The organism is Nitrosovibrio sp. Nv6 (assembly GCF_900110495.1).
Lineage (GTDB): Bacteria > Pseudomonadota > Gammaproteobacteria > Burkholderiales > Nitrosomonadaceae > Nitrosospira.
Genome location: NZ_FODX01000018.1, coordinates 1 through 2,176, shown reverse-complemented (window position 1 = coordinate 2,176; position 2,176 = coordinate 1). Strand labels below are relative to the sequence as shown.

The window sequence follows — 2,176 nt, the reverse complement described above, 5'->3', positions numbered from 1 at the left end:
TGGTTTGAGTGGTTGCGACATGAAGTCGCATGTGTGATGGTTCGGCGGAGTCATCCGGCCGAACCTGCCGTCCCATCGGCAGTACCCTACGAGGTATGGCGGTCCGGCAACGGCCCGTCTAAAAGCCCTCGGACAATGCAACCTCCGTCGCAAGACGGGTGCCGGACTCGCGAGAGGACGGCATGCCTGCCAGCATCAAGGCGGGTCGGAGCTAGGGTGGATGGCATGGTTAGCGTAAGCGAACCTCGTTGATATCGTCAACCAAGAAGGATCCAATGATGCTGTCAGGATCTAATTGCGGCGCGGCACGGGTGCTCCATTCTCACCCGTCATGGGCAAATCGCCGCCGGTACGTTAGAGGAACCTAAACCATTCTTGTCATGCATGCGAAACATGGTAAGCCCGTATCGCTCCCAGTGGGAAACCGAGCCGTAAGGCGAGGTGATGGCAATGCGGGTAGAGGATCGAGGAGAAAGCGAATGTCTGGCTGTAATGGCCGGAATACGGACTGAAACATTGTTCGACGCGAAAGCGGGCAGACTTCCTCGTGGTCTCACGTCACAAGAGAATTTGATCAATCGGTCAACAGGGAAAGGCAGATGACGGCGAAAGCTGGTGCGTCCTTGGACACAAGCATTTTATGGGAAGCCATAGACTGGTTTGCCGTGGAAACGAGTGTTCGCCGACTTCAGATGCGTATTGTGAAGGCTGTACAGGAAAAACGATGGAACAAGGTAAAGGCGTTGCAACGCCTTTTGACGCACTCGATTAGCGGCAAGCTATCGGCAGTACATCGTGTAACCGAAAACGACGGCAAACGCACCCCCGGAGTTGACGGGGACATTTGGAATACCTCATCCAAGAAACTGCAAGGCGTGTTCTCTCTGAGGCAACGGGGCTACCGGCCTCGTCCTCTACGACGCATCTACATTCCCAAGGCCAATGGAAAGCTGCGTCCGCTAGGTATCCCGACAATTCGAGATCGGGCAATGCAAGCGCTGTATCTGCTGGCGCTCGATCCGGTTGCAGAGACGCTGGCGGACCGCGGCTCCTACGGCTTTCGTCGGGGACGGAGCTGCGCGGATGCGATAGAGCGGTGTTTCACCAATCTGTACCGCCGCTCACCTTCCTGGGTTCTTGAGGGGGATATCAAGGGTTGCTTCGACAACATCAGTCATCGCTGGCTTCTCGATCACGTCCCTATGGATCGATCGATACTCCGCAAATGGCTCAAGTCTGGCTATCTTGAGAACCAAATGTTCTACGATACGACTTCAGGCACTCCACAAGGAGGAACCATTTCACCCGTGCTGGCAAACTTCGCGCTCGATGGCCTCGAAAAGCGGCTTCTCGAGGCGTTCCCGGTCTTAGGGCCAGGGTCGTGGCGAGGCAAAGCAGCGCAGGTGCACCTGATTCGCTACGCTGACGATTTCGTCATCACGGCGAACTCCCGGGAGATTCTTGTAGACCGGGTGAAGCCGCTGGTTGAAGCGTTTCTGGCGGAACGTGGTCTGGTTCTCTCTCCGGAGAAAACCTTGATCACGCACGTCAGCGAGGGCTTTGACTTCCTCGGCCAGAACGTGCGGCGCTATCCCAACGGTAAGTTGTTGATAAAGCCGTCCGGGAAAAGTTTTCGCTCTCTTCTAACCAAGGCTCAAGCGGTGGTCAAGCAGCTTTGGAGCGCACCAGCCGGCACACTGATCGCGAGGCTCAACCCAATTATCCGGGGATGGGCGAACTACCATCGGCATGTCGTATCCAAGCGGGTTTTCTCGCGCATGGATCACATGATCTTCCGCATCATCTGGCGGTGGGCGAAAGCCCGTCATCCGAAGAAAGGTATGCGGTGGATCAAGCGAAAATACTACATGCGATTCGGGCATCGCGACTGGTGGTTCTTTGCGCCGAATGATGCGCCCGAGCAGCGGCACATACCTTTTCGCCTCTTCCATGCAAATTCGACCCCCATCGTTCGGCACACTCTGGTGCACTCCGGCCTGAATCCGTACGATTCTGAGTGGTTTAGTTACATGGAAAAGCGAACCAGACGTTATCCCGTGCAAATCGCGCCCACGCTCATGGGCGTTCGTTGAGGCTTGAGCCGTGTGAGGTGGAAACTCTCACGCACGGTTCTTAGAGGGGGGATTGGCGGCAACGCCGATCTCCTACTCGGCAC

The 2,176-nt window shown here is 56.2% G+C and carries 1 protein-coding gene; it reads left to right on the top strand.

The genetic code is table 11. From position 1 onward, the window contains the following. Window positions 1–599 precede the first annotated feature (599 nt). Complete coding sequence (ltrA, locus tag BMX66_RS15220; protein ID WP_090883727.1) at window positions 600–2,093, top strand: group II intron reverse transcriptase/maturase; 1,494 nt, start codon at window positions 600–602, stop codon at window positions 2,091–2,093. Window positions 2,094–2,176: the final 83 nt, after the last annotated feature.